The 20,740-nt window shown below is 75.4% G+C and carries 20 protein-coding genes; 12 read left to right on the top strand and 8 right to left on the bottom strand.

The window, feature by feature from the left end:
* Positions 1-16 precede the first annotated feature (16 nt).
* Positions 17-928, bottom strand: a complete 912-nt coding sequence (locus FHX32_RS01825) for a LysR family transcriptional regulator (RefSeq protein WP_167178891.1) — start codon at positions 926-928, stop codon at positions 17-19.
* A 70-nt stretch (positions 929-998) separates the two neighbouring features.
* On the opposite strand from FHX32_RS01825, the gene FHX32_RS01820 reads away from it, so the two are divergent.
* Entirely contained in the window at positions 999-1,856 is an 858-nt protein-coding gene (locus FHX32_RS01820; protein ID WP_167178889.1) for a dihydrodipicolinate synthase family protein, read from the top strand.
* Positions 1,857-1,907: 51 nt separating this feature from the next.
* Positions 1,908-2,705, top strand: a complete 798-nt coding sequence (locus FHX32_RS01815; RefSeq protein WP_167178887.1) for an alpha/beta fold hydrolase — start codon at positions 1,908-1,910, stop codon at positions 2,703-2,705.
* Positions 2,706-2,831: 126 nt separating this feature from the next.
* Here the strand turns inward: FHX32_RS01815 and FHX32_RS01810 are convergent, their stop codons facing one another.
* Together FHX32_RS01810 and FHX32_RS01805 are read right to left on the bottom strand one after the other, a co-directional pair.
* On the bottom strand, positions 2,832-3,578 hold the full coding sequence (locus FHX32_RS01810; RefSeq protein ID WP_167178885.1) for an SDR family oxidoreductase: 747 nt from the start codon (positions 3,576-3,578) through the stop codon (positions 2,832-2,834).
* 88 nt (positions 3,579-3,666) lie between these two features.
* Entirely contained in the window at positions 3,667-4,602 is a 936-nt protein-coding gene (locus tag FHX32_RS01805) for a phosphotransferase (RefSeq protein WP_486480870.1), read from the bottom strand.
* Positions 4,603-4,705: 103 nt separating this feature from the next.
* Here FHX32_RS01805 and FHX32_RS01800 point away from each other — a divergent pair, with 103 nt between their 5' ends.
* Both FHX32_RS01800 and FHX32_RS01795 read left to right on the top strand, forming a co-directional pair.
* Positions 4,706-5,389: a GNAT family N-acetyltransferase gene (locus FHX32_RS01800; RefSeq protein ID WP_167178883.1), complete on the top strand. Its 684-nt coding sequence runs from the start codon at positions 4,706-4,708 to the stop codon at positions 5,387-5,389.
* A 67-nt stretch (positions 5,390-5,456) separates the two neighbouring features.
* Positions 5,457-6,605, top strand: a complete 1,149-nt coding sequence (locus FHX32_RS01795) for a polysaccharide pyruvyl transferase family protein (protein ID WP_167178881.1) — start codon at positions 5,457-5,459, stop codon at positions 6,603-6,605.
* 75 nt (positions 6,606-6,680) lie between these two features.
* Here the strand turns inward: FHX32_RS01795 and FHX32_RS01790 are convergent, their stop codons facing one another.
* On the bottom strand, positions 6,681-6,887 hold the full coding sequence (locus tag FHX32_RS01790; RefSeq protein ID WP_167178879.1) for a hypothetical protein: 207 nt from the start codon (positions 6,885-6,887) through the stop codon (positions 6,681-6,683).
* A gap of 82 nt (positions 6,888-6,969) precedes the next feature.
* Here FHX32_RS01790 and FHX32_RS01785 point away from each other — a divergent pair, with 82 nt between their 5' ends.
* Positions 6,970-7,491 (top strand): DinB family protein, encoded by a 522-nt coding sequence (locus FHX32_RS01785; RefSeq protein ID WP_167178877.1) that lies wholly within the window; start codon positions 6,970-6,972, stop codon positions 7,489-7,491.
* 35 nt (positions 7,492-7,526) lie between these two features.
* On the opposite strand, the gene FHX32_RS01780 is transcribed toward FHX32_RS01785, so the two are convergent.
* On the bottom strand, positions 7,527-8,390 hold the full coding sequence (locus FHX32_RS01780; RefSeq protein ID WP_167178875.1) for a PfkB family carbohydrate kinase: 864 nt from the start codon (positions 8,388-8,390) through the stop codon (positions 7,527-7,529).
* 63 nt (positions 8,391-8,453) lie between these two features.
* Here FHX32_RS01780 and FHX32_RS01775 point away from each other — a divergent pair, with 63 nt between their 5' ends.
* Together FHX32_RS01775 and FHX32_RS01770 are read left to right on the top strand one after the other, a co-directional pair.
* The gene (locus FHX32_RS01775; protein ID WP_167178873.1) at positions 8,454-11,657 is read left to right on the top strand and encodes a DEAD/DEAH box helicase; all 3,204 of its coding nucleotides are present in this window, start codon (positions 8,454-8,456) and stop codon (positions 11,655-11,657) included.
* Positions 11,658-11,694: 37 nt separating this feature from the next.
* The gene (locus FHX32_RS01770) at positions 11,695-12,663 is read left to right on the top strand and encodes an SWIM zinc finger family protein (protein WP_486481064.1); all 969 of its coding nucleotides are present in this window, start codon (positions 11,695-11,697) and stop codon (positions 12,661-12,663) included.
* Here the strand turns inward: FHX32_RS01770 and FHX32_RS01765 are convergent.
* Positions 12,658-12,915, bottom strand: coding sequence for a DUF3040 domain-containing protein (locus FHX32_RS01765; protein WP_167178869.1), 258 nt, complete (start codon positions 12,913-12,915; stop codon positions 12,658-12,660). The two genes, FHX32_RS01770 and FHX32_RS01765, sit on opposite strands and share 6 nt — an antisense overlap.
* A 479-nt stretch (positions 12,916-13,394) precedes the next feature.
* Between FHX32_RS01765 and FHX32_RS01760 the strand changes: the two genes are divergently transcribed.
* Genes FHX32_RS01760 through FHX32_RS01740 form a run of 5 tightly spaced genes read left to right on the top strand, consistent with a single transcriptional unit; the run spans position 13,395 to position 19,666 of the window.
* Positions 13,395-15,437: a DUF1800 family protein gene (locus FHX32_RS01760; RefSeq protein WP_167178867.1), complete on the top strand. Its 2,043-nt coding sequence runs from the start codon at positions 13,395-13,397 to the stop codon at positions 15,435-15,437.
* 8 nt (positions 15,438-15,445) lie between these two features.
* Positions 15,446-16,825, top strand: a complete 1,380-nt coding sequence (locus FHX32_RS01755; protein ID WP_167178865.1) for a DUF1501 domain-containing protein — start codon at positions 15,446-15,448, stop codon at positions 16,823-16,825.
* Positions 16,822-18,300: a ferredoxin reductase family protein gene (locus FHX32_RS01750; RefSeq protein WP_167178863.1), complete on the top strand. Its 1,479-nt coding sequence runs from the start codon at positions 16,822-16,824 to the stop codon at positions 18,298-18,300. Before FHX32_RS01755 ends, FHX32_RS01750 begins: the two co-directional genes overlap by 4 nt.
* A gap of 9 nt (positions 18,301-18,309) precedes the next feature.
* Positions 18,310-18,894, top strand: coding sequence for an FMN-binding protein (locus tag FHX32_RS01745; protein WP_167178861.1), 585 nt, complete (start codon positions 18,310-18,312; stop codon positions 18,892-18,894).
* Positions 18,895-18,943: 49 nt separating this feature from the next.
* The gene (locus FHX32_RS01740) at positions 18,944-19,666 is read left to right on the top strand and encodes an FAD:protein FMN transferase (RefSeq protein WP_167182064.1); all 723 of its coding nucleotides are present in this window, start codon (positions 18,944-18,946) and stop codon (positions 19,664-19,666) included.
* Between the two features lie 27 nt (positions 19,667-19,693).
* On the opposite strand, the gene FHX32_RS01735 is transcribed toward FHX32_RS01740, so the two are convergent.
* A complete protein-coding gene (locus tag FHX32_RS01735) occupies positions 19,694-19,855 on the bottom strand; it encodes a hypothetical protein (protein WP_157748057.1) in 162 nt (53 codons plus the stop codon).
* A 78-nt stretch (positions 19,856-19,933) separates the two neighbouring features.
* Positions 19,934-20,614 (bottom strand): bifunctional DNA primase/polymerase, encoded by a 681-nt coding sequence (locus FHX32_RS01730; RefSeq protein WP_208417897.1) that lies wholly within the window; start codon positions 20,612-20,614, stop codon positions 19,934-19,936.
* Between the last annotated feature and the right edge of the window lie 126 nt (positions 20,615-20,740).

Below are 20,740 nucleotides of genomic sequence, written 5' to 3'. Positions count from 1 at the left end.
GGTCCCGTTCCGCCGGTCATTGTGCCGGGCGGTCGGCCAGCAGGTCGTCGGTGGCGGCGCGCAGCGCGCGTACGCAGGCGGCCACCGCCGGATGATCGCCGGCGCCCCGGCGGTACGCCACCCGGGTGCGCCGCCGGACGTCCAGCGGCATCAGGCGGACCCGGGGCACCGGTTGCCCGACCGCGAGTTCGGGCACCAGGCCGACGCCCTGGCCGGCGGCGACCAGGGCGAGCACGGCGGTGAAGTCGTCGGCGTGGTGCCGTACGGTGGGGCGGAAGCCGGCCAGCTGGCAGGTGAGCAGGGCCACGGTGTGGCACAGCGTGCCGGGGCTGCCGACGATCCAGTCCGCCGACCGGGCGGCGCGCACCGGGTCGCCGTCGCCGGCCGGGGCCGGCTGCGTAGGCACCGCCAGGTAGACCGTCTCGTCGAGCAGCGGCGTCGACTCGAGCGCCGGATCCGGGTCGACCGGCGCGATGTCGTAGTCGTGCAGCAGCGCCACGTCGAGCCGCCGGTCGCGCAGCGCGGCGGGCACGGCGACCGGGTCCAGTTCGGTCACCATCAGGTCGAGCGCCGGATGGTCGCGGGTCAGCGTCACCAGCGCCGCCGGCAGCAGGGTACGCACGGCGCTGGGGAAGGCCCCGATGCGTACGGTGCCGGACAGGCCCGCCCGCGCGGCGGCCAGGGTGGCGTCGGCCGCCTCCAGCGCGGCGAGGGCGGCCTCGGTGTGCCGGACCAGCGCCTGCCCGGTCGCGGTCAGCGCGACCCGCCGCCCGGCCCGTTCCAGCAGCGGTACGCCGGCCTGGCGTTGCAGCGCCGTCAGCTGCTGGCTGACCGCGGAGGGCGTGTACGCGTGGGCCTCGGCGACGGCCGCGATGGTGCCGAGCCGGGCCAGGTCGCGCAGCAGGCGGAGACGGCGGACGTCGAGCATCAGCTCAGCTTACGTTTCCGTTCAGGAACCTGAACTGGTGCTGCACAATCGTCCGGCCCAGGCTGGAGGCATGACACTGACCGGGCTGTACGTTCCGCTGATCACCCCGTTCGACCACGCCGGGGCGGTGGCCCCCGCCGCGCTCGCCGCGCTCGCCCACCAGGTGCTGGCCGCCGGCGCCACCGGGGTGGTCGCCCTGGGCACCACCGGGGAATCCACGGCGCTGACCGAGCGGGAGCGCCGGGAGGTGCTCGACGTGGTCGCCGCGGTGTGCCGGGAACGCGCGGCGCCGCTGCTGGTCGGCGCGAGCAGCGTCGAGGCGCTGCGCTTGCTGGCCGGCCGACCCGAGGTGACCGCCGCCCTCTGTCTGGTGCCGCCGTTCGTCCGCCCCGGAGCGGCGGGCGTGCTCGCCCACTTCGCCGAGCTGGCCCGGGTGAGCCCGGTGCCGCTGGTCGCCTACCACGTCCCGTACCGGACCGGGCAGCCGTTGTCGGCGGACGCGTTGCGCCGGCTGGTCCGGCTGCCCGGCGTCGCGGGGGTCAAGTACGCGACCGGGATCGACGCCGACACCACCGCGTTCCTCGCCGACCTGCCACCCGACGTCGCGGTGCTCGGCGGCGACGACGCGGTGGTCGCGCCGCTGCTCGCCCTCGGCGCGCAGGGCGGCATCCTGGCCTCGGCGCACCTCGCCACCGCCGAGTTCGCCGCGCTGATCGACGCGTGGCGGGCCGGCGACGTGACCCGGGCCCGACCCCTCGGTCACCGCCTCGCGGCGCTGTCGCGGGCGCTGTTCGCCGAACCCAACCCCGCCGTGGTCAAGGCCGTCCTGCACGCGCACAACCGCATCCCGACCCCGGCGGTACGACTGCCGCTGCTGCCCGCCGGCCCGGCGACCGTCCGGGCGGCGCTGGCGCACCTCGACGGGTAGCCGTCGTCGTTGCCCTGGTGTGGGCTCGGGACGACGACGGTGGGAGGCGACGTGAGCTACGCGGAGGTCAACGGGCTGCGGCTCTGGTACGAGTCGCACGGGACCGGGCGACCGCTGGTGCTGCTGCACGGCGGCTACGGCGCGGCGGAGACGTTCGCCGGGGTCCTGCCGGCGCTGGCCGAGCGCCGCCGGGTGATCGGGGTCGACCTGCAGGGCCACGGGCACACCGCCGACGTCGACCGCCCGCTGCGCTACGAGTCGATGGCCGAGGACATCGCCGCCCTGATCGGTCACCTCGGCCTGGCCGAGGCCGACCTGATGGGCTACTCGCTCGGTGGCGGGGTGGCCCTGCGGACCGCGATCCAGCACCCGGCGCTGGTCCGCCGGCTGGTGGTGGTCTCCGCGCCATGCCGCCGGCAGGGCTGGTATCCCGAGGTGCTGGCCGCGATGGCGGAGCAGGACGAGCGGGTCGGCGAGCGGATGCGCGGCACCCCGCCGCACCAGCTCTACGCTCGGCTCGCGCCCCGGCCGGCGGACTGGCCGGCGCTCTGGGCCAAGTCCGGTGCCCTGCTGCGGCGCGAGTACGACTGGTCGGCGGAGGTGGCCGCGCTGACCGTACCGACCCTGCTGGTCTTCGCCGACGCCGACTCGATCCCGGTCACCCACATGGCGGAGTTCTTCGGGCTGCTCGGCGGCGGCCACCGGGACGCCGGCTGGGACGGCGCCGGCCGGCCGGCCGCCCGGCTGGCGGTGCTGCCCGGGCTGACCCACTACGACATCGTCCGCTCACCGGCGTTGCCGGCCGCCGTGCTGCCGTTCCTCACCCACCCGGCCGGCGCGCCCGGCTGACCGGCGGCCCCGGGCACCTCCGCCGCCCCAACCGCACGTCCGACGTCGGCGGGCGGTCGCGGCCGGGCGCGGCGGCCGAACGGCACCGCCGCGCCCGGTTGTCGCCGGGCGTACCCGGCGGGGCGGTCAGCCGGTGAAACCGCCGTCCACGTTGACCACCGCGCCGGTCACGTATCCGCCGTCGGCGCTGGCCAGGTGGGCCACGGTGGCGGCGATCTCGGCCGGCTCGGCGAACCGGCCGAGCGCGGTGAAGCCGGCGATCGCCGCCGCGTTCGGCCCGTCGGCCGGGTTGGCGTCGGTGTCGGTCGGCCCGGGGTTGACCAGGTTGACCGTGACACCCCGCGGCCCGAGTTCCCGGGCCAGGCCCCGGGTCAGGCCGATCAGCGCGGTCTTGCTCATCGAGTACAGCGACAGCCCGGGGAAGACCGCGCGTTCCCCGACGTTGCTGCCGATGTTGATGATCCGGCCGCCGGCGTTCAGGTGCCGCACGGCCGCCTGCGCGGCGACGTACGGCGCGCGGACGTTCACCGCGATGGTCCGCTCCAGCTCATCGGGGCCCAACTCGGTCACCGGCCCGACCAGGAACACCCCGGCGTTGTTGACCAGGATGTCCAGCCGGCCCAGCTCGGCCGCCGTACGGTCGACCGCGGCGCGCACCGCCGCCGGGTCGGCGCTGTCGGCCTCGACGGCCAGCGCGCGCCGGCCGAGCGCCTCGACCTGCTTCGCCACCACCGCCGCCCGGTCGGCACTGTGCTGGTAGGTGATCGCCACGTCGGCGCCGTCCTGGGCGAGGCGCAGCGCGATGCCGGCGCCGATGCCCCGGGCGCCGCCGGTGACCAGGGCGACCTTTCCGTGCAACGGGTTGTTCGTCATGAATCGATCATGCGAGCCGGACCCGCCGCCGGTCTGGCGGCGATCGGACGCCTCGTCGCTGACGCCAGGTCCGATTCCCGCACGCCGCTCAGCGCAGCCGCTGGGCCAGCCAGGGCAGCAGGGCGTCGGCCTGGGCCTGCTGGAACGCCCGGACGGTGGGGATGCCGGGCGGCGGCGGTCGCCGGGCCCCGTCGGCGAAGAAGCCGGCCAGGCCGGCGTACACGCCGGTCAGCGCGGCCGGGTCGACGTCGGCGGTGAGTGGCAGCCGGCGCAGCAGCGCCTCGGTGTCGTGCCCACCGTGCAGGCGGACGTTGACCAGCAGCAGCGCGGTGTCCAGCCAGGCCGGCCCGCGGCAGGCCCACGGCCAGTCCACCACGGTCACCCGGCCGGCCGCGTCGAGCAGCAGGTTGTCGGCGCGCAGGTCGGCGTGGCAGAGCGTGTCGCCGTCCAGCGCGGCGAGGCCCCGCTCGGCGGCGGCGCAGAGGTCGGGCAGGCGCGCGGCGGCCCACGGGTCCAGGCCCGGCGGCGGGTCGGCGGCGATCCGGTGCCAACCGGTGAAGTCGTACGCCAGGTGCTCGGCGGCGGTCGGCGCGTGCGGCACCGGGTTCGGGGTGAGCGCGGTGGCCATCGTCTCCAGGGCGGCGAGCACGGCGGACAGCTCGTCGGCACGCCACGGGGTGGCCGGATGCCGGCCGTCCACGTCGGTGAGCACCAGCGCGACCCAGTGGCCGTCGTCGTACTGGCCGAGCAGCCGTGGCGTGGGGGCGTGCCCGGGCAGCGCGGCGGTGTTGCGGGCCTCGGTGCGGTGCAGCCGGGGGCTGACGTCGTTCTGCGCCGGGCTCACCGCCTTGACGAACGCGCGCCGGCCGCCGGCGGTGCGGACCCGGTCGGCGGTGCCGGGGGAGAAGCCGCCCGGCTGTGACACCGCCTCGACGACCCGGTCGCCGAGGATCCGCTCGACCTCGGCGCGGACGTGATCGGGCAGGTCGGCCCAGCCGAGCCGGCCCTTCGTCAGGCTCTCCACCGGTCCACCGTGGTCGACGCCGAACCGGTGGGCAAGCGATTACCGGCGGCGGACCGTCACCTGCGCGATCTCCGGTGCCGGCCTGCGCGATGTGGTGCCGCCCGTGCCGCGCTACCGCGACGACGTCGCCTTCCACGCCGCCTGCGGGTTACCGGGTGGCGCGTTCGAGGTCGCTCTGCTGCACTACGCCATGGACGGGCTGCTGCTCGACCTGCTGACCACCTCGATCGACGCCGGGTTCGACCCCGACGACGTGGTTTCCGCCTTCGTGTCCCGGCTGGTCGCCCCGGCCGGAGTTGGGAGCGTCATGACCCTCTCCCTGGAGCCGATGACCGCGGCTCAGCTCGCCCGGCTGCGCGTACCGCTGGAGCGGTCGTACGCCGAGGCCCTGGCCGGGACCGGTGCCCTGACCCCGGACGCCGCCCGGGCGCAGGTCGCGCTCCAGGTCGGCCGGCTGCTGCCGGACGGCGCGGCCAGCGCGGGCGTGCTGCTGCGGGTCGCGCTGGTCGACGGCGTCGAGGTGGGCTGGATCTGGGTCACCCTGCCCGGCGGCGACCACCCGAGGACCGCCTGGATCCACAACATCGAGGTGCATCCCGGACATCGGGGCCAGGGGTACGCGCGCCGGATGATCCACCTCGTCGAGGCGGAGCTCGCCCGGCTCGGGGTGGGCCGGCTCGGGCTGAACGTCTTCGGCGACAACACCGGGGCGATCCGGCTCTACGAGAGCCTCGGCTTCCAGGTCATCACCCAGCAGATGGCCAAGTCGATCGGCCTGACGGGCTGACCGGGCGAGGGTTGTTCCCCGGCGCAACGGGAAACCTGCCCGGGACGCACCTGGGGAGGAGCGACGGATGACGCGTGGCGCCGGACTGACCATCGGTGTGCTCGGCTCGTACGGCGGTCGCAACCTCGGTGACGAGGCGATCCTCACCGGCCTCCTCGCCGACCTGCGCGAGCAGGAGCCGAACGCCCGGATCATCGTCTTCTCCCGCAACCCCGCACACACCCGGGTGGCCCACCCGGAAGTGGAGGCGGTGCCGTGGGAGGGGGTCAGCCGCACCGACTCCGCGCTCGTGCTGGCCCAGCTCGACCTGCTGATCCTCGGCGGTGGCGGCATCCTCTACGACAAGGAGGCCCGCCGCTACCTGCGGGTGGTCCGGGTCGCCCAGGAGCGCGGCCTGCCGCTGCTGACGTACGCGGTCGGGGTCGGGCCGCTCAGCGAGGGCGTGGACACCGGGATGGTGCGGGAGACGCTGGCCAGCGCCACCCAGGTGACCGTACGGGACCAGGAGTCCCGGATGGTGCTGGAGGAGGCCGGCCTGCTCAACCCGATCACGGTCACCGCCGACCCGGCATTCCTGCTGGAACCGGAGGACTTCCCGGCGCACCTGCTGCGCGAGGAGGGCGTGCCGGCCGGCAAGCGGCTGATCGGGATGAGCGTGCGCGAGCCCGGGCGGGCCGCCGAACGCCTCGACGTGGACGGCTACCACCGGCTGCTGGCCCAGATCGGCGACTTCCTGGTGCACCGGGTCGACGCGTACGTGCTCTTCGTGCCGATGGAACGGGACGACATCCGGCACTCGCACGGCGTCCTGTCCCACATGATCGCCGCGGAGCGGGGCCGGATCCTGCACGGCACCTACTCGCCCCAGCAGGTGCTCGGCCTGATGCGCCACTTCGACCTGGCCGTCGGCATGCGGCTGCACTTCCTGATCTTCGCCGCCATGGTGGGCACGCCGTTCCTGCCCCTGCCGTACGCCGGCAAGGTCTTCGACCTGGCCCAGCGGCTCGGCGTGCCGGCGCTGCGCGGCGTGGAGCGGGAGGTGGAGGGCCCGCTGCTGGCCGAGGTGGACCGGCTCTGGGACGAGCGGGACCACCGGGCCGAGGCCACCGCCCGGCGGGTGGCCGAGGTGTGCGACCAGGCCCGGGGCACCTCGCAGGTCACCCGCGCGGTGCTGGAGAGCCTGCGCGCCCGGAACATGGCCCAGGTCGGCGCCTGAGCGCCGGCCCTGAACCCCGTCGCCGGAGCGTGCCCCGGCCGGCACCAGCCCGCCGCGCGGCCGGCCCCGGGGCCGTCACACCGCCGGGCCGCGCCAGCAGTAACGCCAGTCCCGGGCCCGGCCGTCGACCGTCTCCAACTCGTAGATCTCCGCCTGGGCCAGCCCTTCCGGACCCAGGTGGTGGTGGGTCAGCGGGGGACGGCCGTTGGGGTCCAGCTCGACGGTGACCGTCTCGCCGTCGGCCGGCCCGCCCGCCAGCGGGATCTCTACCGTTGTCGCCATGGGCCCATCCTGCCCCGGCGACCGGGCCCCCGCAGCGATAGCGGGGCAGCGGGCCGGCCGGTCGCGGGGCTACCGTCAGCCGATGGCGGAGATCTCGATCGACCCCACGCTCGGCCCGGTGCTCGCCCGGACGGGCAACGAGCGGGCGGTGCTCGAATCGTTCCTCGACTTCCACCGGGCCGTGCTGCTGCGCAAGGTGCGCGGGCTCGCCGACGCCGACGCCACGCGCCGGCTGGTGCCCTCCGCGACCACCCTCGCCGGCCTGCTCAAACACCTCACCCTGGTGGAACGCAACTGGTTCCCCTGCCTGCTCGCGCCGGGCCCGGACGACGTCTACCTGACCACCGAGGAGGAGGCGCTGGCCAGCTTCACGCTGACCGGGGAGGACACCGTCGAGCGGCTCGCCGCCGACTACGAGCGGGCCTGCGCCCGGTCCCGGGAGGTGGCCGCCCGGTTCCCGCTCGACCACGTCGTGCCGCACCCACAGCTCGGCGAGGTCTCGCTGCGCTGGATCCTGGTGCACATGGTCGAGGAAACCGCCCGGCACGCCGGCCACGCCGACATCCTCCGCGAGCTGACCGACGGCACCACCGGCGCGCTCTGAGCCGGCCACGGTCGACGACGCCGCCCCGGCCGCAGTCAGGGTCGCGGCAGCAGGCCGGGCGGGTACTCCATGCCGTCGTGGGTGCAGGCCGCCGCGGCCACCCGGGCCGCGTACGCCGCCGCGTCGGGCAGCGCCGCGCCGCGTAGCCGGGCCGCGATCAGACCGGCCGCGAAGGCGTCCCCGGCGCCGTTGGTGTCCCGCACCGGCGCCGGCGGCACGGCGGCCGGCACCGGCCGGGCGCCGGGGTGCAGTTCGGCGCCGGCCGCGCCCCGGGTGACCACCACCGTGCGCGGCGCCAGCGCGGCGGCGACCGGCCCGGCCGCCCCGTCCAGCCGGACCCCGCTGACGAAGATCAGGTCGGCGGCCTCGGCGAACGGGCGGTGGTAGGGGTTGGTCCCGTCCCAGTCGTGCAGGTCGGTGGAGATCGCGGCGCCGGGCGCGAGCGCGGTGCGCAGCGCGGGCAGCAGGTCGAGGGTCCAATCCATGATCGACAGGTGGACGTGCGCCGCGTCCCGGACCAGCCCGGCCAGCTCGGCCGGGGTGAACGGAGCCGGCCCGCGCCACGGCCGCGGGTCGTAGAGCGACATCCGCCGGCCGGCCGGGTCGACCAGGTTCACCGACCGCCGGGTGCCCGCCGGGTCGTCGGCCAGCACGGCGTGCACCCCGGTGCGGGCCAGCGCGGCCCGGATCACGTCGCCGGCCGGGTCGGCGCCCAGCACGTCCAGCACCGCCACCCGCAGGCCGAGCGCGTGCGCGGCCAGGGCCACCCCGGCGCCGGTGTTGCCGATGCGCAGGTCGATCGGGTCGACGGTGACCGAGTCGGCGGCCGGCAGCGGCAGCGCGGGCACCCGCACCCGCACGTCCACTCCGAGGCCGCCGATCACCAACAGGTCGTACATGGCGTTCGACGGTAGCCTGCCCGGGCCGCCTATCCTGGGTCGGGCTTCGACGAGGAGGAGCGAGTGCTGGTCATCCACGGGTCGTGGCTGCCCGGCTACGGTCCGGACGGCACGCTGGCTGTCTGGGCCGAGGACAGCAGCCGGCCGGCCGACGCGCCCCGGCGGCCCGGCCGCGCGCCTCGCGAGCGTCCGCACCCGTTCGCCGCCGACCACGCCGCCCTGGCCGCCGCGCTGGCCGAGGGCGCCGACCCGGCCGAGCTGGGCACCGCGCTGCTCACCCTGCCCACCCGGGCCGGCGCGCCGCTGGACTCACCGGAGCTGGTCCGGACCGCCGTCGTGGCGCCGGCCCGCGGGTCGGTCACCCTCGCCGGCTGGCGGGTCCCCGTCCTGCTGTACGCCCCGGACGCCGCGTGGGCGCTGCTGCGCCGCCTCGACCTGGCGGCCGCGGCGCCCGGCGCAACCCTGCGGCACCTCGCCGAGCTGGCCGAGTTCGCCGCCGACCTGGTCACCCGGGGCCGGGTCCTGCCCGGCCTCGCCGACCTCCCCGCCGAGGCACCGGATCCGGCCGGCGGCCCCGATCGGGTCGCTGCCGGCGGCGACCGGGCCCGGGCGGTGTGGCGGCCGCTGCTGACCGGCACCGACGCGGGCTGGGCCCGGGCGCTCGCGCTGGCACTGCCCCCGGCCGCCCGTGCCGTGATCGAGGTGGACCGGCTCGAACCGGCCGCCGTCCGGCGCCTGGACGGTCGGGGAGCCGCCCGCCGTCGGGAGGCGGCGGAGGTCCCGGCCGGCGTGCTGGTCGCGCAGGCCCTCGACGCGCTCACCGACGCGGCCGCCCGGGCGGCGCTCGGGGAGATCCCGCTGGCCCGGGGGGTCCGCCCGAACGGCGCGGTGCCGCCCTGGCTGGCCGCGCTCACCGGCCCGCGCCGGGACTTCACCGCCGACCCGGCCGCCCTGGACACCCTCCGCACCGAGCTGGCGGCCTGGCAGCGGGACGCCGCCGGCGGCGCGGTGCGGGCCAGCTTCCGGCTGGTCGAGCCGCCCGCCGACGAGTTCACCGAGTCGGTCGTCGTGGTACCCGCCGACCCGACGGCCACCGTGGGACAGCAGGGCCGCTGGCGGGTCGAGTTCGGTCTCCAGGCGGCCGACGAGCCGAGCCTGCACGTCGAGGCCGGGCAGGTCTGGCTGGCCCCCCAGTCCGTGGGCGGCCTGGCCGGCCGGCTGGACAGCCCGCAGGAGACCCTGCTGGCGGAGCTGGGCCGGGCCAGCCGGCTCTGGCCGGAGCTGGACACCGCGCTGCGTACCGCCACGCCGGAGGCGCTGGAGCTGGACGTCGAGGGGGCGCACCGATTCCTCCGCGAAGGTGCCCCGGTGCTGCACGCCGCCGGGTTCGCCGTGCTGCTGCCCTCCTGGTGGCAGCGCCCCTCGTCGCGCCTCGGCGCCCGGTTGCAGGCGCGCAGCCGGACCGCGCCGGGCACGGTGGCCACCGCCGCTGGCGGGGTCGGGCTGGACGCCCTGGTCGACTACCGCTGGGAGGTGGCTCTCGGCGACCAGCCGTTGACCGCTGACGAGCTGGCGTCGCTGGCCGCGTTGAAGACCCCGCTGGTCCGGCTCCGCGGCCGCTGGGTGGAGCTGGACCCGAAGCGGCTCGCCGCCGGGCTGCGGCTGCTCCGCTCGGCCGGCGAGCTGACCGTGGCCGACCTGCTCCGGCTCGGCCTCGCCGACGCCGAGCAGCCCGACGCGCTGCCGGTGCTGGAGGTGACCGCCGACGGCGCGCTCGGCGATCTGCTGGCCGGCGCGGTGGAGCGGCGGCTCACCCCGGCCGACCCGCCGCCGGCCTTCCACGGCACGCTGCGGCCGTACCAGCGGCGGGGGTTGGCCTGGTTGGCCTTCCTCCAGTCGCTCGGGCTGGGCGGCGTGCTCGCCGACGACATGGGGTTGGGCAAGACCGTCCAGCTGCTCGCGCTGCTCGCCGGGGACCCGCCGCAGGCCGGGCCGACCCTGCTGGTCTGCCCGATGTCGCTGGTCGGCAACTGGCAGCGGGAGGCCGCGCGGTTCGCGCCCGGGCTGCGCGTACACGTGCACCACGGCGCCGAGCGGGCCCGGGGGGCGGAGTTCACCACGGCCGTGCACGACACGGACCTGGTGCTCACCACCTACTCGGTGGCGGCCCGCGACGCGGTGGACCTGGCCGGCATCGACTGGCACCGGGTGGTGCTGGACGAGGCCCAGGCGATCAAGAACGCCGCCACCCGGCAGGCCGAGGCGGTACGCGCGCTGCCGGCCCGGCACCGGATCGCGGTCACCGGCACTCCGGTGGAGAACCGGCTCGCCGACCTCTGGTCGATCATGCAGTTCGTCAACCCCGGGCTGCTCGGCCCGGCGGCCACGTTCAAGAAGCGGTTCGCCGAACCGATCGAGCGGCACGGCGACGCCGAGGCCGCCGAGCGGCTGCGCCGGATCACCGGCCCGTTCGTGCTGCGCCGGCTCAAGACCGACTCGTCGATCATCTCCGACCTGCCGGAGAAGCTGGAGATGGAGGTGGTCTGCAACCTGACCGCCGAGCAGGCGTCGCTCTACCAGGCGGTGGTCGACGACATGATGGCCCGGATCGAGTCCAGCGACGGCATCGAACGGCGCGGACTGGTGCTGGCCACCATGACCCGGCTCAAGCAGGTCTGCAACCACCCCGCCCAGTTGCTGCGCGACGGCTCGCCGCTGGCCGGGCGTTCGGGCAAGCTGGCCCGGCTGGAGGAGATCCTCGACGAGGTGCTCGCGGCGGGCGAGAAAGCCCTGCTGTTCACCCAGTACGCCGAGTTCGGCGGGATGCTGCGCGGCCACCTCGCCGCCCGGTTCGGCCGGGAGGTGCTGTTCCTGCACGGCGGGGTGGGCAAGGCGGACCGGGACGCGATGGTCACCCGGTTCCAGTCCCCGGACGGGCCCGCGCTGTTCGTGCTCTCGCTCAAGGCCGGCGGCACCGGGCTCACCCTGACCGCCGCCAACCACGTGGTGCATGTCGACCGGTGGTGGAACCCGGCGGTGGAGGACCAGGCCACCGACCGGGCCTTCCGGATCGGCCAGCGCCGCCGGGTGCAGGTACGCAAGTTCGTCTGCGCCGGGACGGTGGAGGAGAAGGTGGCCGCGCTCATCGCCGACAAGCGCGGCCTGGCCGAGCGGGTGGTCGGCACCGGTGAGCAGTGGGTCACCGAGCTGTCCACCGCGCAACTGCGCGAGCTGTTCAGCCTGGAGGCCGGGGCGGTGGTGGAGTGAGCGAGCCAGCGGTCGTGCCGTCCGGCGTCGCCCAGTGGTGGGGAGCGGCGGCGTGAGCGAGACAGCGCCGGGCCGGTTCGCCGACTACGGCCGTCCCCGCCGGGTCGACGGCGGCCTGCGCGCCCGCAGCACCCGGGGCGCCATCGGCCGGTCCTGGTGGTCGCGGCGCTTCCTGGAGGTGCTGGAGTCGTTCGCGCTCGGCACCCGGCTGACCCGCGGCCGGTCGTACGCGCGGGCCGGCCAGGTGGTCAGCCTGGACATCGCCCCCGGCACGGTCAGCGCGGTGGTGCAGGGCTCCCGGGCGCAGCCGTACCAGGTGCGCATCGCGCTGCCGCCGTTCCCGGCCGCACTCTGGTCCCGGATCGAGGACGAGTTGGCCGCCCAGGCGTTCTTCAGCGCCCGGCTGCTCGCCGGTGACCTGCCGGCCGAGCTGGAAGAGCTGTTCGCCGCCGCCGGCGGCCCGCTCTTCCCGAGCGGGATCGACGAACTGGACCAGCACTGCAGCTGTCCCGACTTCGCCGTGCCGTGCAAGCACCTCGCGGCGACCTTCTACCTGCTCGCCGAGGCGTTCGACGCCGACCCGTTCCAGCTGCTGCACTGGCGGGGCCGGGCCCGGGCCGAGCTGCTCGACCGGCTGCGTGCGCTGCGCGTCGCGGCCAGCGGCGCGGACGGCGCCGCGTCCGGCGAGACGGACGGCGCGACCGGCGATCGACCGTCCACGCCGGACGACGTGGCCGCGCCGGGCTCGGCCGGACCGGCGGCGGACACTGTGGACGCGCCGGCGGCCGGCGCCGCGCGGGCGGTGGCCGGCCTGCCGCCGGCGCCGCTGGCCGAGGCGGTGGACCGGTTCTGGCTCCCGCCGGTGCCGCTGCCGGACCGGCCGCCGAGCCTGGCCACCGGGCCCGACCTTCTGCTGCGCCAGCTCGGCCCGCCCGCTCCGGCCATCGGCGGACCGGGGCTGGTGGAACGGCTGCGGCGGGCCTACCGAGCCCTCGGCGGGTCATAGCCAGCGGCGCCGGTACCGCCACATCACCGCGGCATTGGCCAGCAGCACCACCGCGCAGATCGCGCCGGCCGTCCGGCCGGCCAGCACGGTCGTCGCCGGCAACGAGGCCCACAGCACGATGGTCAACAGCATCAGATAGCGGCTGCGGCGGGCCCGGGCCCGGCTGTCCAGCCGGGCGAAGAACGCCGGGTCACTCTCCCGGAGGTGGCGGGTGATCTGCTCGAACCTGCGCTGATCCTCTTTGCTGAGCATGTGCCTTCCCCTCACGCGTTCAGCGGTTCGGCGGCATACCCGTTGCGGCGGCGGCTCACGCCCGTCCTGCTGGTACTTTGCCCGCCCGCCCGAGGGTCGGCGGCGCCCTCGCGCCGGGGGAGCCGACGTCCCGGGTGACCGGTGTCCGGACACCTCAGCACAGGCTTAACCGGACCTTAAGTTTCGCTGTGCCGTCGAACGGCGCAAAAAGCGTCGCGTACGGCGAAAACGTTACGTCGGGGTCGGCGGGTGACAGGTCGGCCCTGCTCCCGGGGCCCGGGACAACTCGGCTGGCGGTCCCGCCCGCCGGCGCGCCGCTGAGGGCTGTCTTAAGTGCCCGCACGGGGCCTTCCGGCGTGCCTTGAGGCGGCCGGACCCCTTCACTACCTTGCCGGGCAACCCCCTCAGGCAACAGTCGCCGGACCTCGACCTCGCTGGTCGCAGCCGTGCCGGCGCACGGTAGGAATCGGGATTGGTACATGGCCGACCAGAATGTGCCACCACGGCGACCGCGGGACGACCGCGGCTGGGACGCACGACAGCATTCCAGCACCGGATACCGCGACTCGAACGCGTCAGCACCGCACGGATACCGCTCGCCGCAGCCGGGCGGGCAGCCGGAGTACCCGCGCGGACCCCAGTGGGTCGGTCCGGACGGATTCGGCCAGCCGACCGGCCCCGCCGGCGGCTTCGGCCAGCAGAGCGGTGGCGCCGGACTGCCCAACCTGGACGACGACGAGGAGCGCGGTCGCCCGGTCGGCCGCCGCAGGGCGCTCGCCGCGCTCGGCGGCACCGCCGCGGTGGTCGCCGGCGGCGCCGCCCTCGCGATGACCCCGCAGGTGCGCAGCCTCTTCGGCGACGAGCCGGTGGGCGACGCGACCGGCACCGCGGTCACCGACGGCACCGCGGCCCGGCCCAGCGGCCAGCAGCCGAGCACGGTGCGCACGTACACCGAGCAGAACGAGAGCTACATGGGCTCCCGGGCCGGCGAGGCGCTGAAGCGGAACGCGCCGGCCGGCGGCCGGACCTTCTCCGGGCCGGCCGCCGCCGCGGCGGAGACCCCGGTGACCGTCAAGACGGTGCTGGCCAAGGACCCGATCCTGCACCTCGCCCGGCGGGCCACCTTCGGCGCCACGCCCAGGCTGGTCGCCGACATCCGGGAGCAGGGCATCGACGCCTGGCTGCGCGCGCAGCTCGACCCCGACAGGATCGCTCCCACCCGGGCCGAGCTGAAGCTCGCCGAACTGCCCACCCTCAAGCTCTCCACCCAGCAGCTGCGCGACCAGCGCGACCAGCTCAACGAGCGGGGCGCCCAGCCGGAGCGGGAACTGGTCGAGGCCACCATCGCCCGGCAGATCTGGTCCGACCGCCAGCTGTACGAGGTGATGGTCGACTTCTGGAACGACTTCCTGCACGTCGCCGCGGACTTCGACGGCGGCGAGGTGTACCGGGCGTCGTTTGACCGGGACGTCATCCGGGCCCACGCGCTGGGCAGCTACCCGGAGATGTTCCTGGCCGCCAACAAGCACCCCGCGCTGCTGCTCTACCTGAACCAGAACGACTCCCGCGCCGACGCGGTCAACGAGAACCTGGCCCGGGAGAACCTCGAGCTGTACACCGTGGGCGTCGACGGCGGCTACACCGAGAAGGACGTCCGGCAGGCCGCCCTGCTGCAGACCGGGCGGGGCGTCAACGACGGGAAGTACGTCTTCCGCCCCGAGCGGCACTACGTCGGCAAGGTGAAGATCCTCGGCTTCACCCACGCCAACAGCTCGCAGGACCCGAAGAAGGCCGAAGCGGCCATCGACGCGTACCTGACCTACCTCGCGCTGCACCCGTCGACCGCGAAGTACGTGGCGCAGAGCCTGGCCACCCGGTTCGTCTCGGACACCCCGCCAAAGTCCCTGGTGGACCGGCTGGCCAAGACGTACACGGCCAACAAGGGCCTGGTGAAGCCGGTGCTGATGACGCTGTTCAGCTCGTCGGAGTTCTGGGCGGCGGTCGGGCAGAAGGTGCGCCGACCGATGGAGTACCTGGTCGCCACCTACCGCACCCTGGGCGTCTCGCCGGAGGCGTCACCGAAGCACGACAACGACGACAACAAGCGCACCCCGTTCGCCCGCGGGCTGCGGCAGATCCACGACAAGCTGCGCGAGCTGGGCCAGTACCCGATGGGCCAGCCCACCCCGGACGGCTACCCGGACGTCTACGTCGCGTGGACCTCCGCCGGCACCATGGTCAACGGCTGGAACGAGGCCGGCGACCTGCTGGCCGGCCACCGCACCACGTTCACCTACACCCGCCCGGAGAAGCTGGTCGCCAAGCCGCCGGCCACCGCCGGGGCGTACGTGGACGCGCTGGCCAAGCGGCTGGTGCAGCAGCAGCTCTCCGCCCGGGAGAAGGCGCTGATCCTCGGCGTGGCCGGCGTCTCGGCCGGCACCAAGGTCGACGCCACCTTCAACGGGGCCGTCGCCGCCGTCGCGCGGGCGATCCTCGCATCCCCCCAGCACCACCTCCGGTGAGGCATTCGATGGAGAAGACCGTGTACTCGTACCCCCTGCACCCCGAATGCCCAGACCTGCGGCGGCTGGCCGACAACCCGGCCGAGGCGCTGCTGCGCGCGGAGGCCGACGTCGTCGCCGCCGAGAACGCCGCCGAGCGGGACCGCTACCGGCGGCTGGAGGACCTGGAGGAGGCCCAGCAGGACGGGCGCGGGGTGACCCGGCGCACCTTCGTCGCCGGCGCCGCCGCCACCGCGACCGCGCTGGCCACCGCCCAGTTCGTCACCACCTCGGCGTCGTTCGCCGCCACCAGGACCGGCACCCTGATCCACGTCTTCCTCTACGGCGGGCTGGACGGGCTGAGCCTGGTCGCCCCGGCGGACGACCCGGTGCTCGCCAAGGCCCGCCCCGACCTGCTGCTCGCCGACGACTCCCTGGCGGTGGGCCGCGGGTTCAAGCTGACCAGCGCGTTCAAGTCGCTGGAGCCGTGGCTGAAGTCCGGCCGGCTCGGCTTCGTCCCGGCCGTCTCCGACGAGCGGCTCTCCCGCAGCCACTTCCAGGCCGCGGACGCCTGCAACCTGGGCGGCCTGCCCGGCGAGACCGGCGGCCGGGGCTGGCTGGACAGCCTGGTCGACGCGCTCGGCAAGGGCACCGCGTTCCGCAGCGTCGGCATCGGCAGCACGCTGCCCCGCTCGCTGGTCGGCACCAACGGCGCGCTGTCGCTGAACAGCGTCGGCTCGCTGCGGCTCAACGGCGACGACCGGTTCCGCGCCGCCACCGAGAAGGCGATCAAGGGCCTGTTCACCGGGATCAACCACCCGGTCGAGGAGGCCGTGCAGTCCGGCCTGGGCGCGCTGGCCACCGCGCAGAAGCTGGCCGCCAAGCCGTACCAGCCGGCGGAGGGCGTGCGGTACGAGGGCGTCGGGCGCGCCTTCCAGCAGCTCGCCCAGCTCATCAAGGGCGGCGCCAACGTCCGGGTCGCCACGGTCGGGATGGGCGGCTACGACACCCACGAGAACCAGGGCACCCGCGCCGGGGGCCAGCTGCACCGGCGGCTGACCGAGCTGGCCGACGCGATGGCCGCGTTCTTCACCGACCTCGGCGACCAGGCCGACGACGTGACGATCATGGTGTCCAGCGAGTTCGGCCGGCGGGTCGCCTCCAACGGCGGCGGCACCGACCACGGGCACGGCGGGGTGGTCACCATCCTGTCCGGACGGAAACTGGCCGGCTCGCTGCTCGGCACCTGGAACGGATTGAACGATCTCGACTCTGGCGACGTACCCGAATACAACAACATGTTCAACGTCTACGGGGCCGTCGCGCAGGGCCGCTTCGGGCTCACCAATGCGGAGGTGGAGAAGATCTTCCCCCGGCAGAGGTACACCCCGATGAAGCTGTACGCGTGACGTACACCCGTACGCACGCCGCCGGCCGCCGCACCGGGACCCGGTCCCGGCACGGCGGCCGGCCGGTGAGCGCGAGGAGTCAGCCGGGTTTGCGAGCCCCGCAGTCGCGATCGAAGGAGGGCCCGGCTGCGGACGTACCGCCGACGGTGCCGCCGCGGCGCGGGCCCGGCGGCCGGCGGCTGCTGGCCGCCCTGCTCGTGGTCGGTCTGCTGGCCAGCGTGCTGCCCTGGTGGCTGGACACCCCGGCCGGCTCGCTGCGCGACTCCGCCGCCACGCTCACCGCGGCCGGCCGGATCACCGGCCTGGTCGCCGGCTACCTGCTGCTGGTGCAGGTGTTCATGATGAGCCGGCTGCCGGTGCTGGAACGGTGGATCGGCGGCGAACAGCTGGCCCGCTGGCACCGCGACGTCGGCGCCACCCTGCTGGTCGCGATGCTCGCGCACACCTCGCTGATCGTGGTCGGCTACGCCGGGCTGGAGGACAACCCGGTGCTCACCGAGGCCGGGTTGCTGCTGCGCGACTACGAGGACATGGTCTCCGCGTTCGCCGCCGCCGGCATCATGGTGCTGGTCGGCTTCACCAGCATCCGGGCGATCCGCACCGCGCTGCCGTACGAGCTGTGGCACGCCCTGCACCTGTCCGCCTATCCGGTGCTGCTGCTCGGGTTCGGTCACCAGTTCAGCAACGGCGCGCAGCTGTTCCACCCCGGCCCGGTGCGCACCTTCTGGATCGCCCTGTACGTGCTGGTGCTCGCCGCCCTGCTCTGGGGCCGGGTGCTCGCCCCGCTGGCGTTCAACCTGCGGCACCGGTTGCAGGTCGCCGACGTGGTCGCGGAGAGCCCGGACACCATCTCGATCTACCTGACCGGCCGGCGGCTGGACCGGATGGGCCTGCTCGGCGGCCAGTTCTTCCGCTGGCGGTTCCTCACCCGGGGCTGCTGGTGGCAGTCCCACCCGTTCTCTGTCTCCGCCGCGGCCAACGGTCGCTGGCTGCGGCTGACCGTCAAGGTGGTCGGCACGCACACCGCCGACCTGCGCGACCTGGACCCGGGCACCCGGGTCTGGGTGCAGGGGCCGTCGGGCACCTTCACCGCCGCGCACCGCACCCGGGAGCGGGCCCTGCTGATCGCCGGTGGCAGCGGGATCACCCCGATCCGGGCGATGCTGGAGGAGCTGCCGCCCGGCGCGGCGCTGATCTACCGCGCCCGAACCCCGGCCGACGTGCTGCTCAGCCGTGAACTGGACTGGCTGGCCCAGGCCCGGCACGTCTCGGTCTGGTACGTCATCGGCTCCCGCCACGACCCCGGCCCGCGCCAGGTGATGAGCCCGGACGGGCTGCGCCGGCTGGTGCCCGACGTCGCCCGCCGGGACGTCTACCTCTGCGGGCCGCCCGGCCTGGTCGAGCAGTCGCTCCAGGTGCTCCGGCAGGCCGGCGTGCCCCGCCGGCAGATCCACCTCGCCACGTTCGAGCTGTAGAGAGGCACCATGCGCCGCGCACTCCTCGCGATCACCGGCCTGGCGGCCAGCACCACCGCGATGGTGGTGCTCAAGGGCGGGCCGGACACCACGGTGGCCGCCCAGGGCCTGCCGGTCGACGAACGGCCGGTGGTCCCCGGGGCCGGCTCGGCACCACCGGAGGCGCCGGCCGGGGCACGCGAGACGCCCGCCGGCGGCACCGCCTCGCCCCGGCCCGCCCGCACCACCGCCCGTCCACCGGCGAGCCGGCCCGGCTCGGGCACCCGGGCGCCGTCCGCGCCGCGGACCAGCAGCAAGCCGGCGCAGCCGACCACCCGTACGGTGACCGGGCCGGTGGTGGAGAACGAGTACGGCAACGTCCAGGTGCAGGTCACCCTCTCCGGGTCGCGGATCGTCAACGTCGTCGCGCTGGAACTGCCCGAGGACACGGCCCAGTCCGACCAGCGCAGCGAGCAGGTCGACGACCGGTACAGCGGCACCGCCGGACTGGTGGTGCAGCAGCAGAGCGCCGACCTGGACACCGTCTCCGGCGCCACCGCCACCAGCGAGTCGTACCGGCGGTCGTTGCAGGCCGCCCTCGACCGGGCCGGCTGAGGTGCCGGCCGCGCCGGCCCGGCCGGGGCTGCGCCGGGTCGAGCAGGTGATGGGTACGGCGATCAGCCTGGACCTCGCCGACGACCTGCCCACCGCCGAGCTGACCGAGCTGGCCGACGGGGTGTTCGGCTGGCTGCGCGAGGTGGACGCCCGGTTCAGCACCTACCGCGCGGACAGCGAGGTGTGCCGGGTGGACCGGGGTGAGCTGGCGGTCGCCGACGGCTCAGCCGACCTGCGCGAGGTGCTGGTCCGCTGCGCGGACCTGTGGGGCGCCACCGACGGGTTCTTCGACGCGTACGCCACCGGCCGGCTCGACCCGTCCGGCTACGTCAAGGGTTGGGCGGCGCAGGTCGTCTCGGATCGGCTGCTCGCGGCCGGGGCGGCGAACCACTGCCTGAACGCCGGCGGGGACGTGCGGGTGCGCGGACGGTCGGCCACCGGCCGGCCGTGGCGGATCGGCGTCCGGCACCCGTGGGACCCGATGGCCACCTGCCTGGTGCTGACCGCCACCGACCTGGCGGTCGCCACCTCCGGGAGGTACGAGCGCGGCGCGCACGTGCTGGATCCCCGGCGGGGCGTGCCGGCCAGCGGCCTGCGCTCGGTCACCGTGGTCGGGCCGGATCTCGGCGTCGCCGACGCGTACGCCACCGCGGCGGTGGCGATGGGCGTCGCCGGCGTCGGCTGGCTGGACCGGCTCGCCGGTTACCAGCACGCGATCGTCACCGAGGACGGCCGGCTGCTGCACTCCGCCGGCCTGCCGCTGGCCGACTGACCGGTGTCGCGCGGTCGCCCCTCCGCCTCAGCGGGCCGGGCGGTGGGTGCCGGCGGGCCGGGAGCCGGCCGGCCGCGGCCGGCCCGGGCGGGAGCCGGCCGGCCGGGTGCCCGCCCAGCGGTAGCGCGGGCGGCTGTGCCGGGGCGGCTCGGTGCCGTCCGGCTGGCGCGTGGTGTCGTCGGTGGACATCGAACCCCCGCTCCTGGCGTCTGCGCCGTCGCCCTGTGCAACGAGGGCGGTCGGCCGGCGACGCTGCCCGGGCGGGGTTCACATCCCGCGGCGCGGCAACGGCAGGTGGCCCGGGAGCAGTTCCGAGGTCAGCGTCACGCCGGTGGCCCGCAGCGCCTCGATCAGCGCGTTCTGCACCAGGTAGGAGTCGGGCAGCCGCCAGCGGGCCTGTTCCGGTGCGACGGCCCAGCGGACGGTGCCCTCCGGCAGCCGGGTCGGCGGCGCGGGGATCCACGACCCGGGCCCGTGCCGGACCACGTGGAAGCAGTGGTCCAGCTCCGGTCGCAGCGGGTCGCCCGGGCGGACCAGGAACATCCAGCGGCCGGTGGGGGTCACCAGCACCGGCCCGCGTACGCCCGGGCCGGCCGGGTGGGTCTGCACCGCGTCGAGGACCCGCCGGCCGAGGTGCGCGGCGACCTCCAGCACGTCGAACGCCCGGCCGGTGGGCAGCAGCACGCCGTGCGGCCGGGTGCGCCACCAGGTCGCCACCCGGGCCGGGTCGGCGCTGGCCGCGTGCTCCCAGTTCTCCAGCGCCGGGTGGCAGCCGACCGTGGGGCAGCCGGCGCGGCCGCAGACGAACCGGCTGCGTGCCAGGCAGGCGCCGGGGGTCACCTCCCAGCCGTGCAACGCGTAGCGGACGGCCACCCGGCGCAGCCGGACCCGTTCCAACGGCGACAGTTGGACGACGCGTGGTCCGACGTTCCCCCACATGTGTGCCATCTCCCCTCGGCGGACCCGGCCGGGCACCCGGCCCGCATGTCGAGCACCGTCACTGCCGTAACCCACGATCGTTGAGTTGACGAACGGCTGATGCAAGTTGCACGAAAGCTACGAGGACTGGCTGTA

The sequence above is a fragment of the Micromonospora sp. CNZ280 genome, assembly GCF_011759515.1.
This window is presented reverse-complemented; position numbering and strand designations above follow the sequence as displayed.